Raw genomic sequence first — 18,710 nt, forward strand, 5'->3', positions numbered from 1 at the left:
GTAGCGCCATAAACGCCTAATTTCACGTGAAAAGCCCGTGTCCTCAACGTAGAGGGATTACGGGCTTTTTCGTTGTTACGGACTCCAACGTATCCCTCACCGCCTCGTAATCGTCCTCCGCCTTCTCTGCGCGCGCCTCCGCTAATTCTCGTGCTTCGCGCTCCGCCTTCAGCGCAGCCTTTACTTCACGTAGCTCGCGTACGGTCATTTCGTCGACGGTTTTGGTGGCGCCGGTTGACGGGATGGTGTGCGCTGAAGATACGAAAGATGGGCGGTCGATTTCAGACGGTAACGAGAGCATTTCGAATATCTTTCCGACAGGTATCCGACGCGACGTCGCGCCGAACTGCTCATAAGCAGAAATCAGTTTATTAGCTGAGCTTCTACTCGTATCACATTCTTCCGCACACCAACGCTCCCAATCGCGATACCCGGACAGGCCGTACTTTGAAGGCTCATCACGTACGTGCTTTAATCTCCGCCCAATCTCGAATATCGCTTCGCCTGCGACGCGCTTGTATGCGTTGATTTCCGCAGTAAGTGTAGGTAAATCGGATGATAGAGTTGCGATTTCGTAGAGGGCTTTGACCCCCAAACTTCGGTGCCCCGAGGCACTCAGACTATCGAATGTTCGGGTCAGGTTCATCGTGAACCAGACCTCAAACGGAGGTTTTAAGCTGAAGATGTGTATCGACGTCGAAACATCTCTCCGTAAAATCACCGTGAATTAGCCCGTTTAAGCCTACGTCAAGGGGTACGCAAGGGAACGGAGGATAGGCGCTTATTTAACGCAAAAAGACCGCTAAATTAACGGTCTTCTTTCTTTGGTTCGGTACTCTCTTTGACATTCGTTATGTATTTAATCAAATCCCCCGGTTGACAGTTTAATACTGAGCAAACTCGATCAAGTGTCTCGATAGTAATAGACTTTACGTCAACGCCCTCGTTTGTTACCCATTGGCTTATGGTGTTTGGGCGGATACCTGAGCTTTTAGACAATGCATACATACTCATTTCTCTTTTCTTGAGCATCTCTTCAAGTGTAAAACGAATCATCCGCGACCCTCCTTGTAATTAATTTTATTTTATCATAAAAGGGGCTTGACTATATTAACTCATAGGGTTATTATCGTATCAGGTTATTAACGTATTGAGTTATTAATAGTTTCATCTTTATCCGAGCAACATCGTACCGTAACGAAGCATCAACGCAATTCATCCTATATATCCCGCTTGGAGGCGAATCATATGTCAATCACGTTAGGTTTCATCCGTAATCGTCGCGATAGTAACGTCATCATCACGGTCGGAAGCGGCCGCACTCGTCAAGAACTCCGCGTTACATCGGAATTATTCTTTTCTATTATACCGCAAGCTAATCCGTTTCTCTACGGTGATACAGTCGAAGCTACTCCGGCACAGCTCGTTGAACTCGGCTTTGAGTTGGACGCAGAGATGAAACGGGAAGTCTTCCGTGTCGTCCGTCCGCTAGTTACACCGGCTCAAGTCCGCTATGTACTCGATCCGATTACGGGGAACTACATAGTTCGGTACGTCGGCACACGTCAGGAACTCGTCATACAGGCGCGGGCGTTCTGGCGGATAACGGGAGTCAGTCGGCGGTCACCACTCGGAAGCCTAACGTTGTCAATGGACGTAATGAAAGAACTCGGATTCATCGTCGGGAAGGGGGGCGTCCAGATTGAACGTTACAGTAAATTCGCCAGCTACGCGTAACATCGTATTATCACGCAATGTTCGTAAACGTATTGTCGCGGTCCTCAAGTTTATTTACGCTGTCGTGTTGATTGCGCGAGAGGTGTTGACGTAATGACGTACTTGGAAATTTTCACGGATTACCGGCTTGGTTCCGAAACGACGGGCGAGGCGCTAATGATCGCATTCCGCTTCTATACACTCGCGGTCGGTAACATATTAGAGAGTCCGCATTTCACCGATGTGGAGCGGATTGAAGCACTTAAGGAACTTAATGTAGCATTTAACAACGTATTTCCGAAAGAATGCGTTTCTTAATGGCGGCCGACCACTGTTACAGATGCGTAGTCGATTTCGGTGACGTCCGCATGACCTTTCCGGTGTATTCATCGCGTCGGCTTACGAAGGACGAACTCCGGCCTCTTGCGATTGAGCAAGCGGTTCAGAACGCGAATGACACCGGACACAACGTTACAGCCGCCGATATGAAACCGGTCGGATTTAGATACGAAGGAGCGTACGAAAATGGAGACTAAGTCAACCGTATTAGAACGGGCAGCTCTTGCTTACGGTCCGTACGACCTGCCGCATATGTATGAGCTCGTGGAGGGCGTTTTGTACGCCGATCACTACTTTTTCCACCTTGAGAACGGTATTTTATGGCTTCGTCACGTCCGCAAAGTCGACCATCCGGAGCACACGCACCTATTTATCGACGGGGATTCCGGCGGCCTTCAGCTCGGTAAAAACGTTCAGCGCGACTTATTGGAAGTAGTCACGGAAACGCTCGATCGGCTCCGGGCTATGGACGGGTTAACATTTTTGGTGGATGAACTCCTCTGGCTCAACGATCGCGGTGATATCGAATTGAATCTCGTTAAGAAGAAGGGATAACGCGTCCTCCAATGAACCTAAACGCAAACGGTTCGACGCCAATCGTTCCGTCTACTTAAATGGGGAGGAGACGCGCGTGTATTACCCGGCTGCCTTTGCGCCAACATTGGCGGCTAAACGTTTCATGTCCGTACCTTCCGACGCCAATCGGAGGGATCGCCATGCGGACGCTTGTCCTGCGCTAACAGGTCGATGCTTTAAATCTCCGGCCATCCGTAGACTGCGCGCCAACGCATGTATTACGGTTCGGCCGGCTTCGATAATCCCTACGTCCGGATACGGCAATATCCGTCAGGCAGGCGTAGTTTATATAAATTTCCATCCTCGGACGATCGGCCGGTAAATCCGGTTCAGGCACCGGTCGTCCGCTTGTTATATCGAGTAATACGATAGGAACTTACGTTTGGTTTCAAGCTGTTTTTGAATTATTTGAAATAGAAAACCACCTATAAAAAATTAGGTGGTTTTAAAATTAATTTTTAAGCCATAATGAACCTTGCTATTTCGGATGCTTTAACACATACCAAATTTACCGGTGAAGGAGCATGAACGCATACTTTTACATCGTCAGGATCAGGATTAAATAAATTTACTTGTCCCCTAACGTCATAGGTAATCGAGAAGACAGTTATTCTAATCCCTGTGTTTCGTTCCTTTTTCACTTCCTTACTTCGAACACTAACTTTGAAATTCAGCACCTCACCTTCAAGTTCACAATTCTCAATATGCGCGCTACGCTCATTACCTATTGCAAACTTATCTGCAATGATCTGCTCAAGTTTTGACTTTACCACCTGCATATCAACTGTTGTTGCCATTTTTTAATTCTTCCTTTCAAGATTATTTAACGAAATTAGCATGTTCATTGATCACCTAAATAATACGAACCTTTATTTGGGGGGGGGGGGCTTGATACCATAGTAAACATTACATTGTTAATTTTGATAGTTCCACACCGACTAGTGCGATATAATATGTTGATGATCAAATGAATACTTAGAGTTAAATGGGAGAGAGGAATAATTACGTGCATATGCCTAAGAAATTTGAAAGGGAGGAAACGCATGCAATTTAAAGAATTAATCAGAGCGTACCAAGAAGGTGGAGACCTCTCTATTGTTAAATGTATCATGGACGATGTCGAAACGATTGATTTTATGGAAAATCCTACGCGGAAGTACATAGCTTCTGAAACGCGAAATGTCTCCGTAGAGCTAAGTGAGCCTCGACAATACATTGCTTACCGGATCAAGGCTATACGTGAAATGGCGGTAAAACACGCTTGGTACGTTCGGCAGCCGTTAAAATATAGCTATCCTGAGTTGAACCGCTATCTCTCCATAATGGCAATCGACTTAAACATTGATATTCCGTTTGAGCCGGTTGAATTTGATAGGTATTTGTACACATACGAAATTAACGCGGAACTTATGGCGTGGCTCCGGAAAGAAGAGAACACAATAGAGGAACGTTTTATAGACGGCGGGTTCGGACACGATTATAAATGGTATCTTCACGTATTGACTCTTATTGAGAAGACGGAGGTAGAGGCAGTTAAAGAGGAAGCGCGCATCCGTACGGAAGTTATGGAAGATATGGAGAAGGCACTCAAACACGTACTAAAATACGTCGACCTCGAACGCAGCGAACAAGAAATAGTCAAATACGTTAACGCCTCGCTGATGACCCGGTATTATGGCGAGCAATCAAAGCGGAACGGCTTTCGACGTGTCCGGCGTGGTGGTGACGATTGGATGATAAAACCGCAGTTCGCTAGTCCGATCGCGTCCATACTTGGCATGGATGTACCGCCATCGAAGTTGGCGAAAAGCTTAACCGAGCGGCAGAGCGAGTTCTTACGCAAGCTTACGGACAAGGCGGAAGAGGACATACGAGAAAACCGAAATGAGGGCTACAGCGTTACGAGAGAAGGGCGATTCATAATGAAAGGAGCGTATGCGGCGCAGGTTAGCGGCCTTTCGTACGAGGTCGCAAAGCGGAGGTTAACAAGAATCAAAAATAAATTTCGGAATTTTCGCCTCTAGTTGTCCCTTTTTGACAGTATATCTATATAGACGAGGGGACAGGGAAGGGGCATAATAAACCAATCTTATTATACTTCTAAAATCCTTGATTTGCAATACAACTACTAAAACTGATTGCTCTCGTGTCGATTGCTTGACGACATGATGGCAATCTTTTTATTTACGCAGATAGTTAAGAATTATCTAACAAAGGGAGGGGGCAATGTGCTCATAAATGCCACATTGTTGACGGAGCTTCGCAGTATCTACGAGTTGAGTCAAACGGAATTTGCCGCCTTGTGTGGTGTGACTCCATCGTATGTCAACATGATCGAGCGAGGAAAACGGATTGTGACCAACAGAATCAGCGCAGCTATCGTTACAGAGTTCGAGCTAACCGAGGAAAAGTTGGCAGACCTGCGGAGAAGCTACAACCGTGAGAAGGCGCACTGTGTTGCTGAAGTTGCTCGCCAAAAAATACGCGGCAAAGAGGCCACTTAAAAGGAGTGACTAGACAATGAAAGGCTATTACTTTTGCTATGACGAGAGCGTCAGCCGACAGTTATGGCGAGAAGGCTTCGAGACGATAACGATAGCGCTCCATCCGAAAACCGGCCGAAAGTTTTGGCTGTATCAACAAACGCCTGAATTAACTCGGGCACTTAAACAGGCCACCTCAAATAGATGAAAAAGGGGCACATTAGACAATGGACAAAATAATAGACAGAATCTTCGAGCTATACCTGATCCAAAACACACATTATCTTGTTCAATTTAGGGGCGGCTATTACACGACTCGCAATGACCGATCCAAACCGCTCAGAAAATACCTCTTAAAGGAACATCTTGAAGGAAAACGGACGGTCGGAACATTTGCCGGCCAATATTTTACGAAATTCCTGACGTTCGACATTGATTACCGTAACCAGGATGTCGCCCGTTGGGTCACGTATAAGATTGCAAAGTCTCTCGACGATACAGGAGTCCGCGAATATGCCATCTCGTTCAGCGGAAATAAGGGGTATCATGTAGACATCTTTTTGGACAAGGCAATTTCTATAGACGCAGCACGGCGATTCTTTGATCTTGTTGTTAAACTTTCGGAGGTCGATGTGGTTGAAGGCGGGGAGGTTGAGTTTCGCCCGTCGGGACTACAAGGCGTTAAGCTTCCGTTAGGGACGCATCAGAAGACCGGCAACTATTGCGGATTTTGCGAAGTATCTGACGGACTAAGAGTAAAGAGTCCGGAAGAGTCCGAGGCTTACTTCTTGGCGCTGAAGAAAGCAGACCATATGCTTATTCTCGGCGCGTTTGACGATGATACAGCTTATGATAGTCGGGACGCATCGGACATGGAGGAGGCAGTTGCTCGCCACAAACCGCTTGAAACGTACGATCAAAGCGAGAGTTACACATTGAGCCGCGCAGCCGAAAGGTATCATAACGGATTGACTGGGCCGGGACAGCGTCATAAGTCGTTTCTTCTCCTTGCACAACTGTTTAACCACAACGGAGTGGATAAAACGGAGGCATATACCGCGATCACGGATTGGTTCGCTTGGCAAAACGCAGACTTTTACGACTCTGACGCCGAGTTTTGTGCATGCGACCTTCAGGAATGCGTTGACTATGTTTACGAGAAGAATTTAACGCTGACAATAGAGCAGCGTGATTTGACCGTAGCCTTCGGCGAGATTGATGGCATCATGAGGAAGTGTCCGCAGAAGAATCAAAAGGCGCTTGCATATGCCCTGCTTGTGCATTCGAAGCGTTGGGGAGGCGGGGGCGGAACATTTTACATGACCTATGCTCAGATGGGGGCTACTGCGGGAACGGATGAGAGGACAGCGCGACGACAGGTTGACAAACTGCAAGAGCTCGGCGTTATCGAGATTGTACACCGTGACCAACGAAGGAAAGGAACGTACAAGAAGAAGCCCAACGTTTACCGGATGACGCTGGAGAGCGGCGGCCGAGAGTACGGTGTTGGGGGTGACTTGGACATTAATGAATGCCTCGCTTTTTTCTACACAGAGGTTGAGTTGAGGAGGTTGTTACCGCGCCGACAGTTTCAATCGTTCGTGAACTCTCGTGACACTGATATACCTGCTTAATCCCTACTTCATTTCACTAAAGTTAATAAATAAACCTATTATAGGACAAAACGTACACGACTAAAGCGGTCCGGATTTCGAGGCGGCTTATTTGTCATGCTTTCAGGAGGTGAAACAGATTAGCGCTAAAGATGACGCGAAAGCCTATTGCCCGTATTTCAAACCGGACTCAAGCTGTGTGCTACTCCACGCGATGGCGAAAACGGATAGGCGCTGCAAGGTGTGGCGCGGAGACTCTTCAATCCCGTGTCGCTATCTAAGTACGCAGGTTGCTAGACGATAACGAGGAGGCAACGAGTATGAAAACCAAATCACTAAACGTGAGGCACACGCTAATTAAAGTTGGCCCTCAATGTAACGAGCGTGTCGAAATATTCCGCGAAGGCCAGGCGGAGCCCATTCACGTACTGGATCGGGCATTTCCCGTTCAATTTGGGGACGAGATCGAATGCGCAATTCAAAGCCTAGTGTTCGGCGGAGTCATTGCAAGAAAGCTGACGAAGAAGGACGAGGCGATCGAGTATGAGTCGAATGTGCCGGAGGCTGTCGCGCTATACCTAGCCGCAGAGGAGGCGATTTGATGAAAGCGACCGTTTATCAGTACGTGTATGTATCAGGCGACAAGACGATGACGCTCGTTATTCTCGTGGATGAGAACGGCAGCGTCATAGATCGCCATAACGTAACCTACGAAGCTTATCCGCTTATTGACGTTGCTTGGTCTAATTTTGAGCATGTGACGCGCATAGTTCATCGATGCCTCGGAGCAGACATCGTTGATTATCACTGCAATGTATTAGGCCATTATCAACTTACCAAAAGAGGGAACGGATATGGTCGCAAGCTTGTACAAAATCGGCTGACGGGAAAGCAGAGTACAAAGATATCATGGTCAAACGCGACGGAGGAAGAACAAGGGGAGGAATCAGCGTGAGTAAATTTATCAATTCAAAAACGTGGACAGGCGGCATCGGTACGGGTGAGGAGATCGCCAGCATCGGCCCGTCACTCGGTATCAGCCGGAGGAAGTCGGTTGAACTGGCGAGAGTAAAGCGTAAATCCGGCGTAGTTTCGTATTTTAGCGATCGGGGTTACGGGTTCATCTCGTCCGGTGATAATCGTGTATTTTTCCATCTATCCGACTGCGAATCATTTGACACGGCAGAAGTGCCGGTCGGATTGCACGTGAGTTACGTATTAACGGAGGGTAGAGGCGGCAAGCCTGCGGCGAAGGACGTACAAGCAAACTAAACTAAAAGGGGAAATGAAAATGAGTTACGCAAAAGCAAAGGCAAGTTTAGAGAGAGCACGCGAAATTGAACAATCCTCAACTGGTATGATGCTGGAATATAAAAGGAAACTCTCCGCTGAAATTTCACAGATAGAATCGGACCGCCGCCTCACCGAAGATGGCAAGCAGGAGGTCAAAGCCGAAGCTAAACAAAAGCATGCGATTGAATTCTTGCAAAAAACACACACGATGAGACAAGAGTACGTCGCGCACATCAAAAAGACAATCCAGGAAGCCGAAAAGGTGATTTACACGCCGCCGAGAAAGCCGGATGCGACGAAACTCGGCCGATTTGAGGACGCTTTCCGGTCACTGAAAACGGAATTAATGTTCGCCACGTCGCAGAAGTCGGCGTTTGATAAGCTGCGCGGCTTCATCGAAAAGTTGGATGACCCGTACCTTGCGAAGCTTGTCCGGGACGACTTTGCGGAGCTCACAACGAAAGTCCTCGCTACTCCAGGGGACGGTAACTCCCAAAAAGGCACCGGCGCTGCAGCGGTAACGACTTCCGTCCGTAGAGAACTCGGCGAGATGTACGACGGTTTGATGAGGCCGTTTCAAAGCGAGGATTTTCGCGGGGCCAGCGAAGTCCTTGAGATTGCGCAAATGCTCGTTGAGGATTCACGCATTCACCGTAGCGTTATCGTAAACAGCGCGGCAGAAGAAACATTCGGGGCGGATTATGCGCGCTATATCAACGATACGGATTCGTTTTTTGTTAAACATCCAGAATACACGCCAAAGCCGTTTGTGGACGAAGAGGGGGACCGTATCCGCCAAACTGAGGAAGACTTGGCTTGGATTTATAAAGACGACGAGAATCCGACGTTAAGCGTTGGGGCAGGAAAGGCGGCGGAGTAATGAGCGATGGTGTTTTAGAGACCGCAAATAAACGCCTTGTCCGGGCGGAGTTTCTGGTCGTGTCAAGAAATGCTGGCGTGCTTCCAGATGCACTCGACGCCGCGTACACACTGGCGGACTTGTCCGGCGTATCCATTGACGATAACGGCAAGGTGTGGGGAGTTGAGGACGCGATTGAAACACTTAGGACTAGGAGTGGTTATTTATTTGCACCAGTAAAGCCAGCGAAGCCGAAAGCTATTGGCAGTTGGTACTTATAAGTTGTCAAACGGCGATACGATTACACAAAAAGACCTAGACGACGTAGAACGCCTCACACGCCAGAATAGTTCGATTGATAATCTCGCCCTTTACACGAGAATTAAACGTGCGTCAACGTCTTAACGCTTTATATCGATAACATGGAGGTCCTTCGGGGGCCTCTTTTTAATTCAAAAAAACATACGGGGGCTGAATATATGACAACAAGCAGACTTGAAGCATTACTCGGAGCCACTACGGATTTACAGGAAGGCGTGTATATTCCGCGCTTGGGTACGGACTTCATCGTCAAAGCGCTGGATGAAGACACGCTCGAAAAGGCTCGCGCACAGGCAACAACCGGTAAGGACGGCACGGTCGACGAGTCGCTATTTAACCGGCTGCTTATTGTAAAAGCCGTTGCTGACCCGGACCTTAACGATAAGGCGCTTAAAGATCACTACGAAGCGTCCGACGCAGCCGATGTCGTCAAAAAAGCGCTGCTACCCGGCGAACAATCCCGCATCGTACAAGCGTTGCTGAGACTGTCCGGATTCGTGGACGATGCGAAGTTGATTGACGAAGCAAAAAACTGATTAAGTCGGGCGGAGAATCGTACGTGCTGCATGAAATCTTTCAGCGTCACGGCATCCCGCCCGACGAGGTTTACGCCAAAGACCGGAGACACCGGATGTTTATGTACGCGTCGATGATGCTGCAACTCGAACGTGAAGCGAAGGCGGCGCAACAACGATAGGAGGAGTAATATGTCGGACAATATTACGGTAGCTTTCGAGCGCGTAGTCCCGATCGCGAACTTACTCGCGGAGATCATTACGTACACTCGGCCGGGTAACTATAGATTTCGGACAAACCATGCGGAGCAGTACGCAACGTGGACGGAGACAGCCGCACAGTTTGAAGCTTCCGGGGTTCACTCAATTAAGACCGTGAGTTATCACATGCGTAGGCTTTCGGATGCGCTTGAGAAAGCGGATAACGCTGTGGATCGCGGTCGAAATGCAATGAGGCAGACGCTAACCGTACACGATGCGCTGCGTAAGTTGCTGCGTGCGATCGATCGTTATCGGGAATGGGTGATTCGTCATCGCGTTTGATATTACGGGTTATCTGCGCCTGAAGGACGAAATGTCCGGAAAGCTTAGTAAAGCGATGGGCGGAATGGTTAAGTTCGGAGCAGCGGCGGGCCTTCTCGGGTCTGCCGTTTCTGCTGTTGCGGTGGCAGGGAATAGTGTTAAGAAAGCGATGGACTTCGAAAGCCAAATGTCCACGATCAAGGCGCTGACGGGGTCTACAGACGAACAAATGAAGCAGATGCAGAAACTCGCGCTAGAGCAGGGAATGGCTACTAAATATAGCGCTATGGAAGCGGCACAAGGGATCGAGGAACTTCTCAAGTCGGGCATGTCCACCGCGCAAGTAATGAATGGTGGGCTTAACTCCGCATTGAACCTAGCCACAGCCGGGGGACTTGAACTGGCGGAATCTGCGGAAATTATGTCGACCTCGCTCAACTCGTTTAAGAAAGAAGGCTTAACCGCAGCTCAAGCGGCTGATATTCTCGCCGGTACTGCGAACGCATCTGCTACGGACGTTCACGATTTGCGTTATTCATTGGCGCAAGTTGGTTCCGTGGCTGACCAGGTCGGTATGTCGTTCCGTGATACGAATACCGCGCTTGGACTTTTCGCAAACAACGGCGTTAAAGGTGAGCAAGCAGGTACTTCTTTGAAGACTATGTTGTCTAATCTCGCGCCAATGACGGATAAAGCATACGCCTTGTTCGAGGACTTCAATTTGCTGACCGTAAATACTACGGATGCTCTCGCTTTTATGGCGAAGAAAGGCATTAAGTCTACGGGGACCTCCGTCCAGGCAGTCACGAAGGACATCGAGAAGTACGTTGCAGCTCAGACGGGACTCAAGGTCGGAACGTCTAAGGCCGCGAAGGAAACGAAGAAATTCCTGACAGCGAGCAACCTCATTCACTCGGCGTTTTACGATAACAAGGGCGAGATTAAAGACTTGGCACAAGTAGCGGATTTGCTGAGGGATCGCTTCGGGAAATTAACCGCCGAACAGCGTCAAACCTATATGTACTCGATGTTCGGGTCCGATGCGATTCGCGCGGGAAATATTCTCTTCAAAGAGGGCGCAGCAGGAGTTAAGAAGTTTCAAAAGGAAATGGCGAATGTAAGTGCGCTTAGTGTTGCGAAAGAAAAAATGAATAATGCAGCAGGTGCAGTGGAGCAATTTTCCGGAGCCCTAGAGACATTGCAAATTTCCGCCCTAATGCCGACCATGCCACTAATAACGGCGCTGGCGAATAAAGGGTCCGAGCTCGCTATTCAATTAAATAACTGGCTAGACTCCGATCAAGCAAAAGCGTGGGGCAATGCGATTAAGTCCACGTTTACCGGCGTCATGGCTGCGTTGGCTCCTGTTGGTCAGGCTGTAATGAACGGTGTTAAATCGTGGCTTCCGAATGCGCAAGCGATATGGACCGCACTCGTAAACGGGGTCACGAACGTAGTTGGCATATTTAAAAGCTACTTTCCGCAGATATCGAGCGCTCTCCAATCGGCTTGGACGTTTATGCAGCCGGTATTTACGTTGGTCCAATCGGCCATCAAGGCGATCGGTGAGGTTGTGGTCGCGGTATTGCCTACTGTTCTGGACATCTTTAACACGGTGTTCCCGATTGCGGCCAAGCTCGTCGGATACCTCGCACAAGGGATTAAGTTCCTCATAGACAATGTTGTGAGGCCAATGCTTCCAACGTTGGGCGAGGCATTTTCGTCTGCGTGGGTTACCGTTAAGCCTATCCTGAAGTTCATGGAGGCGGCGATTGATGCGGTGGCCTCTGCAATCGAGTACGCGTATAAGAAATGGCAAGAGTTCAAAAACTCAGACGCGGCTCAGGTATTATCTGGTAATTTCTCGTTAGGTATGCCGGAGGCTTTTGGTGGAGACGGCGTTATTCAAGTCGAACGTCCAGATGCGAATGGTCATGCAGGCGGACTCGACCGAGTTCCGTATAATGACTATCCTGCGCGCCTCCATAAGGACGAAACAGTCCTCACTAAGCATGAAGCGTCCGAGTGGCGCGATCAACAGCGTGGTAAGGGTAGTTCAGGAGGCGTGAACATATATCTCGGCGGGGTCACGATTAACAACGATTCTGACATCGAGGTACTGTGTGGGCGTCTTGTAAAAGCGTTGTCACGTGCTTAATCTTCACAGGCGGGCTGCGGCTCGCTCTTTTTTACATACGGAAGGAGTTGCGTTACAATGACGAATAAGAAACGCAAAAGACGCGCACGGCCACCGCTTGACGAGCGTCATAGGCTTGCAATCGAAATGCTAGCGCGCAAGGGCGTACATTACACGATGGATGAAATTGCGGCTCTATGCGGAGTTGATAGGCGGACATTGTACCGCTGGAGGCAGCGTGAGGATTTTAATAAAGAATACGAGAGGGTACACCGAGGGTTCATATCCGCAATACGCCGACGACATAGGAGTGCGGTAGATTGGCTTGCGCTTTCAGCGGATGAAATCACGGAGAGATGCCGAATGTTCGGCCTTATTTAAGCTACGAGTCGGTTCGGATTCATACCGTATGCGAAATCGGTTGAAATGGCGTTATATCAGCGATATATAAGGCTTTAGCGGCTAGTTATCGTGTCCCAAAAGTGTATTTTATAGCGAATTTTTCTACACGAAGCTCCTGACGCGTGACCCCTCCGAAATTTTTCATATACGAAAGCGTGCTTATAGCTGAGAGTCCAGTTGGGGCGCGGAGTCTCGCAGTTTTATAGCTACGGAAACTTTCGGGTGTGGCGGATTTACGTTACACATTCCGGTTGCATACGCAATGCATAACGGACGTGGTAACCAGCGCATTCCACTGCATATGTTACCAGCGGGTAGGTGGCCAGAGAGAGCGGAAATCTGCGTAGCTACGGGATTTATACGGTTTAATACGCTGGTAATGTATATACAGTGCATAGGGTACGTTTATGCAGCGCAGTATCAACCGCATAACGGCGCGGGTTCCGGGCGCAGACATATACGCAAAAGCTGAGTTTTGTGAACATGTCCGTGCATATTCGGTGTATAAAAGGTGGGCGGGTGGTACGTACGGCAGCGCGTGTCCGATTGAAAACAACGCTTATTTACGCTATCAAAAGCGAATGAATAAGCGTATTTTTGCGTGGAGATTGCGAGGGCCGTACCCCCAAGGCCCCTGTGCGACGGGCCGAAATCTGGTGCGTAAGAAATCGGCGTATCAAAATTAAATTCCGGAAATTATAAAGCGCTCGTCTACGGTAATGATCCGTGGGCGGGCGCTTTTTCTTCGTTTATAGGCGTTGCATACCGGTATTATTTACCGTATAATATAACAGTAGCAACCGCACAGGAGCGGGAGCCTACGAAATCACATCACGCATAAATGAACGGTGAGGTCCTCGGGCACTTGTCGTCAGTTTAACGTATATAATTGATATAAAACGTTGATACAGCGGGGTTTCTAAACGCTTACTAAGCGTAAGTGACTTAAAATCCTGCGGTAGGTGACTACCGTACCGGTTCGATCCCGGTCCTCGGCATATTTATTTATCGCATGAAACCCTTGATACTCAAGGGTTTTTTGCTTTTTTAGGAATTGAGATCATAGCACCCATTTATAGGGGACGAGCGCTTTTTTCGCTTTTGGGGACGGATTGGGGATGAACTTTAAAGTTACGCATACTTGGACAATTCGGGAATTTTACATCTTCATCCGCTGGAAAGTGAAGCGGCCAAGCATGGCAAGTATGTCGGCACGAATCTGGATTATGACGAAAGCGGCTTCCCAATCATTGGCGGCGAAGGCGTAGTTTACTATATAGACAAAACACAGCCTATGTAAACGGAAATGAACATGATAGTTCGCTGTACCAAGTGGTCTTAAAGCATTAGCTGGCCAGCTTCAGTAATTTTTTTAAACCAAAACTAAACCGAAGACAGGACTCAGGGGGTAATATAAACCCAGAGCAAGAAGGATGCCCATTTAAGACCCAATCCGGGCATGGGGATTAGTGGTAGCCGCATGTTATAAATTACCGATCACTACATAAGAGCAGTAATTCGGAACGTTCCAAAAGAGTACAGAGCGCTCCAGTTGTTGAAGAGGAACCAGAAATACCAGACGATGAAGGTTTGACCCCGAAACAACGCATATTCGTAATGGAATATTTGAGAGATTTTAATGCAACCAGAGCGGCAGTGTCCGCAGGGTACAGCAAGAAGACTGCACACACTAATAATAACTAACAGTTTTTTCTTCATGTTCCTATCCTTTTTAATCCGTCTTACATATCAAATCCTCATTTACTTCTTTTGCAGTACGAAAGCGATAAAGTTCAGGTATTTCCCACCGCCAGCTTCCATTGTTTTGCGGTCATTGACCGCAATCTCATTTTCTTGGTTCAGCCATTCCACCCAAAGTTCCTCATTGCCCTCCATCTCGTATATGGAAATGATTTTTGTTTATTTACATTTATTTACAATTGCTGTCCAATAGTGAATATCTCGCAGATAGATAAGCTGTTCCGGTGTCCACGAGAGAAGCAATTCTTCCGGCAGATTATTATGGCAATCCTTTTTCATGCCGGGGACACAGGCATAAATATAACCGCCGCTTTTGACGAAAGGCAGTAGCTTTGCATCCAAGTATTCCGGGTCGCGTCCCCAATAATTATAAGAATCTGTGCTGACTACCTCATCGAAGAATTCTTTTTCAAATGGCAAATTGGTGGCGTCAGCCTTGACTGGTATAATCTGTTCGTGGGTTAGCCCCATCTCGTCAAAGAATTTGCGATTTTCCTCCGGGTCACTCCACAAATCGGCGGCGTAAACAGTGAAACCATAATCTTTGACAAGCATAACGCTTGTAAGCCCCTGCCCGCTGCCCAAGTCGCAAACGAGGCTTCCGGCGGGAATTTTATGCTTGATAAGCATTTCCTCCTGCAATTTTAAGGGGTTAGGTCCCATCATTTTTGCTTGTAATTTGGGTAAGTCGTATTTTTGGCTTTTAATATATTCCATTGTGATTACTCCTTATCTTTACTCATTTTCGCTATGTTTTTTTGCATAAAGCCCTCAATGTGCGCCGCAAAAAGATTCGCGGCTTCCTCTTTATCCGGGGATACGTCATAAATACTTAACAACAGGTAATATGGTGCATAAAACTCAAGTGCTAATTGCTTCGGATTACTTTTGCTCAAAATACCTTGCTCTATCATCTCATGGAACAAATCCTCCATATAATCTACCGGCCCACCTGCAAGGCATTTTTGATATAGATCTGCTATATCAGGATTTCTGTATTGCTCCAATGTAATCATTTTGCGAAAATTGCAGCCAAATTCATCCTCTGTCCAAAAGCGGAATTGCGCCTTGATGAAAGCGTTTATTTTATCCACAGAAGTATTGTGGTATGGTAATGGTGCTTTCTCGAATACTTCTTCTCAGTTTTGTGAAGAAATCAATTATTCTCTCTCTATAAAGAGCATTTGTGGCATTATAACTATTCAATGGATATTGTCTTTTGACATTCAAGTGTTTATTAAGATTTGGTTTGAAGATTGCAAAGTATAAAATCCAATCTTAAATACACAGGAGTATAATTGCAGAAAGGTAAATAATAGTATAGGTGCTATTCGCAGAACTCATTTATTTGCAACCATCTACGCTACGAGACCAGATGGCACAAATCGACAACATCGATTTACAAAAACCAGGATCAGATCTTTCCAGAAATTAAAAATATGTATTGGAGCGGGAATAACTTAAATGTAGAGTACCAATGGAAGTACAGTGGAACGAGGAAAACAGCTACTTTTTACAATTTGGCATCACCTATACAAAACCCGTAGTTTATCTTTCAAATTATATATACGTGTTATAAGGAGCTGGGCCGTAGCCGCGATGAAGCGGTGGCCCGGCTTCTTGATATTCGTCATGATGTTGAGACCACAGGAACGTATGATCATACATATGATGAGCTGACGCATGGGGCACAGATGGCGTGGCGCAATAGCAATTGCTGTATCGGCCGATTGGTTTGGGACAAGCTCTTGTTTTTATAAGTTATAAGTATTAGACTGCACTCAATAATAGAAACAACGGCAGCCAAGACCGAGAAAATAAAATCCTAGACTGCCGATGTTCTATTGAACTATCGTGTCTCTTTAGTTCAATCTCTTCCCTTTTCATAAAAGTTGTTGTGCAAAGCTTTCTGCCGTTGAAATCATGTCTTATTCCAAGTCACTTTGTAAAATTCTAATCCCCACCGAGTTCAATCGTTTTCGTGGCGACACGGTCATGAAATTCCCGATCATGCTCCACGAATACAATGGTCGGCGTGTACTCAAGCAGCAGCTCCTCAATTTGCATCCGGGAAATCACGTCGACAAAGTTGAGCGGTTCGTCCCAAATATGCAGATGAGCCTCCTCACATAGACTTCTCGCGATCAGAACCTTCTTCTTCTGCCCGCCGCTAAACGCCGATATATCCTTCTCAAACTGGATGCGGGCGAAATCTAGCTTACGCAATACAGCCTTAAATAAGCTTTCGTCAATTCTGTGCTCTGCTGCATAATCGGAAAGCGTTCCTCGCAGATGAGAAGTATTCTGGGATACATAGGAAACGCGAAGCTGCGGCTCCCGCTGAAACGTACCTGTATACTGTAGCGCCTCAGCGTTGAGGAGGCGGAGCAAGCTAGACTTACCTGAACCATTTGGACCTGAAATTGCAATCCGATCTCCTGCTTCGATCGTCAGACAAACGTTCTTGCAAACCGCTCTTTCCCCGTAGTAAACCGTGACGTGATCCAGCATCGCCAGTTCCGATTTGGAATACACGAGCTGAGAGATCGCAAGGCTTTCTGACTGTTCGATATTTCGGAGCAGTTTCGATTTTTCCTCTAAAGCGGCGTGTTGCCGCTGTTCGATGGATTTCGAGCGTTTCATCATTTTTGCTGCCTTATGCCCGACGTAACCCTTGTCAAGCTTGGAGCCGGAATTTCGTGTGCCGTTTTTCGATTTTTCGGTCTCGAAAGACCAGCTGCTAGTACGTTTAGCAGAAGCTGATAAACGCTGTATGTCTTTGTACAGCTTTTCGTTTTGTGCCATTTCGAACGTATCCTGGCGAGTTTTGTTCGTCCACCAGCTGGAGAAGTTGCCTTTTTGGATTACGATATTCGTTTTGTTGATCGATAGAATATGATCCACGCAGCGGTCGAGAAAAGCCCGGTCGTGTGAAACAAGAATAAAACCGCGCTTCGTATTCAAATAATCGGCGACAAGCTTGCGTGCGTGCAAGTCGAGATGATTGGTCGGCTCGTCGATGAGCAGAAATCGATTGTCTTGGATGAATAGCACGGCCAGCAATACCTTCGTCTGTTCTCCTTGGGACAGCGATTCGAATGGCCTGTACAACACGTCTTCTGAAACCTTAAGCAGGTTCAGTTCGCGCATCAACTTCCAGCTCTCATAGCTTGGCACGATCTCTTCGACGACGTCTAAGGTCAAATACTCCGGGTGTTCAACGGGAAACGGAAAATAATCAAAGGCGACTGATGTGGAGATCGTACCGCTGTATTCGTACTTCCCCTGCAGCAGGTTTAAGAACGTCGTTTTCCCCCGACCGTTTCGCCCCGTAAAGCCCAACTTCCAGTCTGTATCAATTTGAAAATGAACATTTTCGAATATAGGGTCATAGCTGCCTGGATAGGCAAAAGTAAGATTGGTTACCTGAATGGCGGGCATGGCAATCATCCTTTCGTTTGGAAATAAAAAAAGAGCCGCAAGAAAGGTGCTATCTTGCGGCTCTAATCCATACGAGGAAATACGGCCCCATTCCAAGGGGCCGTATGACTGTCCGGAGAGGGAGCGCAAACGAAACGCAGACCTTTCTTGCAGAGATGAAATAAAACGACCACAGCCGATCGCTGAGTCCGTTCTTTTCGTGATCTCGAGGCAAGAAAAGTTCTACATGTATCCGTTCAACTCCCATCATCAAATTACATTCAGTTTATCATAATAGTAAATTAACTACAACCTGCGTAGTCCCGTTTAGGCTGAAGCCTCGCGTAGGTCGACATGCTCCTTAGATTGATTACTGTTATTCAACTATCTTGCTCGTTCGTATTAGGTTAATAACATATGGGGTTTTAAAATTCGTAGCGTTATAGCAGCAGAACCAATTTAAGATACGAGCATGAAAGCCTCTGATAATTCAGAGGCTTATTTTGTGTGTTTAGGAGGTGATGAAACCCATGGCAAAGATAAAATCTACATTGGATATTCAATTGGATTTGACCAGACCGGTTGAAGAAATGACTGAGGTTATTTCTGCTGTAATTGCTTTGCAGCCACATAAGCGTAAGGAGATTCTTAACGCGCTGGATACGGCGGTGGGAAATGTATTAGCAGAGATACAGGTCCAAAAAGAAAATCAGAAAACAAACGATGATAGCTCAGGAAAAGTTTCCTGAACAG

At 47.2% G+C, this 18,710-nt stretch carries 27 protein-coding genes and 1 pseudogene; 22 read left to right on the forward strand and 6 right to left on the reverse strand.

The features are described from left to right. Positions 1-43: 43 nt before the first annotated feature. The gene (locus B4V02_RS09035) at positions 44-595 is read right to left on the reverse strand and encodes a DUF3102 domain-containing protein (RefSeq protein WP_244188485.1); all 552 of its coding nucleotides are present in this window, start codon (positions 593-595) and stop codon (positions 44-46) included. A gap of 212 nt (positions 596-807) precedes the next feature. After that, positions 808-1,056, reverse strand: a complete 249-nt coding sequence (locus tag B4V02_RS09040) for a helix-turn-helix domain-containing protein (protein ID WP_014282208.1) — start codon at positions 1,054-1,056, stop codon at positions 808-810. 399 nt (positions 1,057-1,455) lie between these two features. On the opposite strand from B4V02_RS09040, the gene B4V02_RS26555 reads away from it, so the two are divergent. The 5 genes from B4V02_RS26555 to B4V02_RS25865 all read left to right on the forward strand — a co-directional run bounded on the left by B4V02_RS26555 (position 1,456) and on the right by B4V02_RS25865 (position 2,953). Then, positions 1,456-1,737, forward strand: a complete 282-nt coding sequence (locus tag B4V02_RS26555) for a hypothetical protein (RefSeq protein ID WP_244188486.1) — start codon at positions 1,456-1,458, stop codon at positions 1,735-1,737. Between the two features lie 93 nt (positions 1,738-1,830). Next, positions 1,831-2,034: a hypothetical protein gene (locus B4V02_RS09050; protein WP_094154538.1), complete on the forward strand. Its 204-nt coding sequence runs from the start codon at positions 1,831-1,833 to the stop codon at positions 2,032-2,034. Between the two features lie 50 nt (positions 2,035-2,084). Continuing rightward, on the forward strand, positions 2,085-2,252 hold the full coding sequence (locus B4V02_RS09055) for a hypothetical protein (RefSeq protein WP_157739726.1): 168 nt from the start codon (positions 2,085-2,087) through the stop codon (positions 2,250-2,252). Then, on the forward strand, positions 2,242-2,610 hold the full coding sequence (locus B4V02_RS09060; RefSeq protein ID WP_094154540.1) for a hypothetical protein: 369 nt from the start codon (positions 2,242-2,244) through the stop codon (positions 2,608-2,610). The genes B4V02_RS09055 and B4V02_RS09060 overlap by 11 nt, the downstream gene beginning before the upstream one ends. A gap of 76 nt (positions 2,611-2,686) precedes the next feature. Then, the gene (locus B4V02_RS25865; RefSeq protein ID WP_157739727.1) at positions 2,687-2,953 is read left to right on the forward strand and encodes a hypothetical protein; all 267 of its coding nucleotides are present in this window, start codon (positions 2,687-2,689) and stop codon (positions 2,951-2,953) included. A gap of 136 nt (positions 2,954-3,089) precedes the next feature. Here the strand turns inward: B4V02_RS25865 and B4V02_RS09065 are convergent, their stop codons facing one another. After that, a complete protein-coding gene (locus tag B4V02_RS09065; protein WP_094154541.1) occupies positions 3,090-3,428 on the reverse strand; it encodes a hypothetical protein in 339 nt (112 codons plus the stop codon). A gap of 246 nt (positions 3,429-3,674) precedes the next feature. On the opposite strand from B4V02_RS09065, the gene B4V02_RS09070 reads away from it, so the two are divergent. From B4V02_RS09070 to B4V02_RS26560, 15 genes are all read left to right on the forward strand, one after another. Beyond that, on the forward strand, positions 3,675-4,655 hold the full coding sequence (locus B4V02_RS09070; protein WP_094154542.1) for a hypothetical protein: 981 nt from the start codon (positions 3,675-3,677) through the stop codon (positions 4,653-4,655). A 204-nt stretch (positions 4,656-4,859) separates the two neighbouring features. Next, entirely contained in the window at positions 4,860-5,135 is a 276-nt protein-coding gene (locus B4V02_RS09075; RefSeq protein WP_208618711.1) for a helix-turn-helix transcriptional regulator, read from the forward strand. 206 nt (positions 5,136-5,341) lie between these two features. Continuing rightward, a complete protein-coding gene (locus B4V02_RS09080; protein WP_094154544.1) occupies positions 5,342-6,748 on the forward strand; it encodes a TOTE conflict system archaeo-eukaryotic primase domain-containing protein in 1,407 nt (468 codons plus the stop codon). Positions 6,749-7,047: 299 nt separating this feature from the next. Then, positions 7,048-7,329 carry a hypothetical protein gene (locus B4V02_RS09085; RefSeq protein WP_094154545.1) on the forward strand — a complete coding sequence of 94 codons (282 nt, stop codon included), beginning with the start codon at positions 7,048-7,050 and terminating at the stop codon, positions 7,327-7,329. Beyond that, entirely contained in the window at positions 7,329-7,682 is a 354-nt protein-coding gene (locus B4V02_RS09090) for a hypothetical protein (RefSeq protein ID WP_094154546.1), read from the forward strand. Before B4V02_RS09085 ends, B4V02_RS09090 begins: the two co-directional genes overlap by 1 nt. After that, positions 7,679-7,999: a cold-shock protein gene (locus B4V02_RS09095; protein WP_157739729.1), complete on the forward strand. Its 321-nt coding sequence runs from the start codon at positions 7,679-7,681 to the stop codon at positions 7,997-7,999. The genes B4V02_RS09090 and B4V02_RS09095 overlap by 4 nt, the downstream gene beginning before the upstream one ends. A gap of 19 nt (positions 8,000-8,018) precedes the next feature. After that, positions 8,019-8,900 carry a hypothetical protein gene (locus tag B4V02_RS09100; protein WP_094154548.1) on the forward strand — a complete coding sequence of 294 codons (882 nt, stop codon included), beginning with the start codon at positions 8,019-8,021 and terminating at the stop codon, positions 8,898-8,900. A gap of 59 nt (positions 8,901-8,959) precedes the next feature. Beyond that, a complete protein-coding gene (locus B4V02_RS09105; protein WP_244188487.1) occupies positions 8,960-9,160 on the forward strand; it encodes a phage scaffolding protein in 201 nt (66 codons plus the stop codon). 198 nt (positions 9,161-9,358) lie between these two features. Continuing rightward, positions 9,359-9,736, forward strand: coding sequence for a phage tail assembly chaperone (locus B4V02_RS09110; protein WP_094154550.1), 378 nt, complete (start codon positions 9,359-9,361; stop codon positions 9,734-9,736). A gap of 23 nt (positions 9,737-9,759) precedes the next feature. Beyond that, positions 9,760-9,897 (forward strand): hypothetical protein, encoded by a 138-nt coding sequence (locus B4V02_RS25870; RefSeq protein ID WP_157739730.1) that lies wholly within the window; start codon positions 9,760-9,762, stop codon positions 9,895-9,897. A 10-nt stretch (positions 9,898-9,907) separates the two neighbouring features. After that, positions 9,908-10,258, forward strand: coding sequence for a hypothetical protein (locus B4V02_RS09115; RefSeq protein WP_094154551.1), 351 nt, complete (start codon positions 9,908-9,910; stop codon positions 10,256-10,258). A gap of 31 nt (positions 10,259-10,289) precedes the next feature. Next, a complete protein-coding gene (locus tag B4V02_RS09120) occupies positions 10,290-12,395 on the forward strand; it encodes a phage tail tape measure protein (RefSeq protein ID WP_094154552.1) in 2,106 nt (701 codons plus the stop codon). 57 nt (positions 12,396-12,452) lie between these two features. After that, positions 12,453-12,755, forward strand: a complete 303-nt coding sequence (locus B4V02_RS09125) for a phBC6A51 family helix-turn-helix protein (protein WP_094154553.1) — start codon at positions 12,453-12,455, stop codon at positions 12,753-12,755. A gap of 1,162 nt (positions 12,756-13,917) precedes the next feature. Next, on the forward strand, positions 13,918-14,076 hold the full coding sequence (locus tag B4V02_RS09130) for a hypothetical protein (protein WP_244188488.1): 159 nt from the start codon (positions 13,918-13,920) through the stop codon (positions 14,074-14,076). Between the two features lie 317 nt (positions 14,077-14,393). After that, positions 14,394-14,480 carry a terminase small subunit gene (locus B4V02_RS26560; protein ID WP_244188536.1) on the forward strand — a complete coding sequence of 29 codons (87 nt, stop codon included), beginning with the start codon at positions 14,394-14,396 and terminating at the stop codon, positions 14,478-14,480. Positions 14,481-14,696: 216 nt separating this feature from the next. On the opposite strand, the gene B4V02_RS09140 is transcribed toward B4V02_RS26560, so the two are convergent. Next, entirely contained in the window at positions 14,697-15,254 is a 558-nt protein-coding gene (locus B4V02_RS09140) for an SAM-dependent methyltransferase (RefSeq protein WP_244188489.1), read from the reverse strand. Positions 15,255-15,259: 5 nt separating this feature from the next. Continuing rightward, positions 15,260-15,553 carry a hypothetical protein gene (locus B4V02_RS09145; protein WP_244188490.1) on the reverse strand — a complete coding sequence of 98 codons (294 nt, stop codon included), beginning with the start codon at positions 15,551-15,553 and terminating at the stop codon, positions 15,260-15,262. Positions 15,554-16,087: 534 nt separating this feature from the next. Here B4V02_RS09145 and B4V02_RS09150 point away from each other — a divergent pair. Beyond that, positions 16,088-16,288, forward strand: a pseudogene (locus B4V02_RS09150) (nitric oxide synthase oxygenase); the annotation flags it as partial. A 202-nt stretch (positions 16,289-16,490) separates the two neighbouring features. Here B4V02_RS09150 and abc-f read toward each other — a convergent pair. After that, on the reverse strand, positions 16,491-17,978 hold the full coding sequence (gene abc-f / locus B4V02_RS09155; RefSeq protein WP_094154556.1) for a ribosomal protection-like ABC-F family protein: 1,488 nt from the start codon (positions 17,976-17,978) through the stop codon (positions 16,491-16,493). A gap of 509 nt (positions 17,979-18,487) precedes the next feature. On the opposite strand from abc-f, the gene B4V02_RS09160 reads away from it, so the two are divergent. After that, a complete protein-coding gene (locus B4V02_RS09160; RefSeq protein WP_094154557.1) occupies positions 18,488-18,706 on the forward strand; it encodes a hypothetical protein in 219 nt (72 codons plus the stop codon). Positions 18,707-18,710: the final 4 nt, after the last annotated feature.

The organism is Paenibacillus kribbensis (assembly GCF_002240415.1).
GTDB lineage: Bacteria > Bacillota > Bacilli > Paenibacillales > Paenibacillaceae > Paenibacillus > Paenibacillus kribbensis.